Source organism: Luteibacter sp. P4_E6 (assembly GCF_056401535.1).
In genome coordinates this window covers 1-2,832 of record NZ_JBFUJE010000502.1, presented here as the reverse complement: position 1 = coordinate 2,832, position 2,832 = coordinate 1, and the positions used below count along the sequence as shown (strand labels likewise).

4 protein-coding genes are annotated in these 2,832 nt (G+C 64.7%); 1 reads left to right on the top strand and 3 read right to left on the bottom strand.

Annotated features, from left to right (window positions below; translation table 11 throughout):
• Positions 1 to 320 (top strand): glycosyltransferase (locus AC1DT2_RS19915; RefSeq protein ID WP_477298235.1); only part of this gene is annotated, 320 nt, incomplete at its 5' end.
• A 47-nt stretch (positions 321 to 367) separates the two neighbouring features.
• Here AC1DT2_RS19915 and AC1DT2_RS19910 read toward each other — a convergent pair.
• The 3 genes from AC1DT2_RS19910 to AC1DT2_RS19900 form a co-directional block, all read right to left on the bottom strand.
• The gene (locus tag AC1DT2_RS19910) at positions 368 to 1,180 is read right to left on the bottom strand and encodes an SDR family NAD(P)-dependent oxidoreductase (protein ID WP_477298233.1); all 813 of its coding nucleotides are present in this window, start codon (positions 1,178 to 1,180) and stop codon (positions 368 to 370) included.
• A 52-nt stretch (positions 1,181 to 1,232) separates the two neighbouring features.
• Positions 1,233 to 1,658: a MarR family winged helix-turn-helix transcriptional regulator gene (locus AC1DT2_RS19905; protein ID WP_477298231.1), complete on the bottom strand. Its 426-nt coding sequence runs from the start codon at positions 1,656 to 1,658 to the stop codon at positions 1,233 to 1,235.
• Positions 1,659 to 1,821: 163 nt separating this feature from the next.
• Positions 1,822 to 2,802: an aldo/keto reductase gene (locus AC1DT2_RS19900; protein ID WP_477298229.1), complete on the bottom strand. Its 981-nt coding sequence runs from the start codon at positions 2,800 to 2,802 to the stop codon at positions 1,822 to 1,824.
• Between the last annotated feature and the right edge of the window lie 30 nt (positions 2,803 to 2,832).

Below are 2,832 nucleotides of genomic sequence, written 5' to 3'. Positions count from 1 at the left end.
GCGCGGCGGCGGTGGTGCATCACGGCGGGATCGGAACCACGCAGGAGGCGTTGCGCGCGGGCTGCCCCGAGCTGGTCGTGCCCCATGGCTTCGACCAGCCGGACAACGCGGCGCGGATCGTCCGCCTTGGCGTGGGCGATGTGTTGCCCGCGTCGCGCTATCGCGCAGACGCGGCTACGACGCTATTGCGCGCGCTGTTGAGCGACGAGGGTGTCGCGTCGCGAGCGCAGCGTGCCGCGGTGGTCATTCGTGCGGAGAACGGTGCGCGTGTCGCGGCGGATGTTATCGAGCAGGCGATTGCGCGGCGTCTGCGGAAGTAGGCCCGCAGACGCGCGTTCGCCGATTCATCGGCGATGGGTGCTCGCGTTTACGCCGCGACTTTCGCCCTGACGCCATACCGCGACGCCGGCACCGACTTCGACAGCTCCGGGAACAAGGCACGACGCGCCGCTTCCAGTGCATCGACAAGCGCCGTGGTTTCCACCGAAGGAATCGTCACCAGTTCACCCGCGTCGAAACCAGCCAGCGACGCATCGACCATGTCCTCGGCGCTCATCACCCAATCCGGCGGAAGATTCGCCACGGCGGATCCGGCAACCGGCCAGAAATCGGTCGCGGTCGCGCCCGGCAAGACGGCCTGTACCTTGACGCCCTTATCGGCGAGCTCGTGATGCATTGACTGGCTCAGCGCCAGCACGAATGCCTTGCTTCCGCCGTATACGCCATTGAGCAGCTCCGGCGCGATGGCAACGATAGAAGCGATGTTGATCACGGCGCCCTTGCCACGTGCAACGAAGCCCGGCACGGCCTTGTACGCCAGGCGGGTCGGAGCGGTCACGTTCAGCGTGATGAGATCGGTCATCTTGCCGATGTCCGCCTGCAGCAGTGGGGCAGTCGCGCCCACGCCGGCGTTATTGACCAAGAGGGTGAGGTCCGTTGCGTCACCGATGACCTGCTCGACGCGGTGAAGGTCGGCGTCCCGCGTGAGGTCCGCGGCCACGATGCTGACGTTCCGGCCGGTGGCGTTCGTGATGTGCTTCGCCAGCGTGTCGAGCTTGTCCTTGCTGCGTGCGACAAGGATGAGGTCGTAACCGCGACGCGCAAGGCGGTCGGCGTAGACCGCGCCGATGCCTGAGGACGCGCCGGTGACCAGGGCTGTGCCGAGAATGTTGCTGCTCATGAGTGGTGATCCTGTGTGGATGTGTGTATGCACTTTTAAAGGCAAAAAAAGGTCAGCCCATCTGACCCATGCGATGAAATGCGTCGCGTGCGGCTTCGGCAGCAGACTCGCCACCGAACTTCGAGACGAACTCGGCCTGAGCCTCCGCCCACAACTGACCCGCCTGGGCCGACTTGGCCAGACCTGCCGGAGTGAGTACGTAGACGTGCTGGCGCGGGTCTTCCGTCGAAGCCGCGACGGCGATCAAACCATCGCGCTGAAGGGGTTTAAGCGCACGAACCAGGCTGGTCCGGTCCATGACCATCTCCTCGGCAAGGTCGCGCATGCCRATCCCTGGGCGGTCTTCAAGTACCACCAGGATGGAGAACTGCGAACTGGTCAAGCCGCTGGGTGCCAGGTGGCGCTCGTAGGAGCGCGTCAGCGCCCGCGCCGCCTGACGGGCGGCGAAGCAGTTGCAGAAGTCGTTACGGGTAGCCATGGATCTATACTGATCGTGCATACACACACATGTCAAGTACTTCATGCTCCGCCGTAGGAGCCGATTCATCGGCGAATGGGTGCTCGCGACAGCCCCGCCAACGGGTGGCCGCTGCCGCGGCCTTCGCCGATGAATCGGCTCCTACCAAGCAAGAGAGTGGCGGCTACTCGAAGCCGGCGACGGGGTGCGGGCCGTACGCATTTTCCAGCGTCGCCGTTTCTTCGTCGGACAACACCAGGTCGATCGCGGCGACCGCATCGTCGAGATGGTGCGGTTTCGAGGCGCCGACGATCGGTGCCGTGACGCCGGAACGATGCGCCACCCACGACAGCGCGACCTGTGCACGCGGCACCCCCCGTTGTTCCGCGACCTTTTTCACCGCCTCGACGATGGCGCGGTCCGAATCCTCGGTGGCGTTGTACAGCGTGCGTCCGAAGACGTCGCTCTCCTGACGCGTGCTGCTCTGGTCCCAGTCGCGCGTGAGGCGGCCGCGCGCAAGCGGGCTCCACGGGAGGACGGCGATACCCTGGTCTTCGCAGAAGGGAATCATCTCGCGCTCTTCTTCGCGCTGCAGCAGGTTGTAGTGGTCCTGCATGCTGGCGAACTCGGTCCAGCCGTGCAGGCGTGAGGTGTAGATCATTTTCGCGAACTGCCAGGCGAACATCGACGAGGCACCGAGGTAACGCACCTTGCCCGCCTTGACCAGGTCGTGGAGTGCTTCCAGCGTTTCCTCTACCGGCGTGGTGTGGTCCGCGCGATGAATCTGCAGCAGGTCGATGTAGTCGGTACCCAGGCGAGCGAGGCTGTCGTCCACCGAGTGGAAGATCGCCTTGCGCGAAAGACCACCGCCGTTCGGTCCCTTCCGCCAATGGAAGAAGGTCTTCGTGGCAATGACCACTTCATCGCGTCGCGCGAAATCCTTCAGCGCGCGGCCGACGATTTCTTCCGAGGTGCCATCGGAGTAGGCGTTCGCGGTGTCGAAGAAGTTGATCCCAAGATCCAGTGCCTTGCGGATGAACGGGCGGCTCGCCTCTTCGTCCATCGTCCACGCATGGTTCCCGCGGTCGGGGACGCCGTAGGTCATGCAACCGAGAACGAGTGGGGAGATATCGAGGCCGGTGCGGCCGAGTTTCACGTAGCGCATGGGGAGCTCCGGTTAGGACTGCCGGAAGTG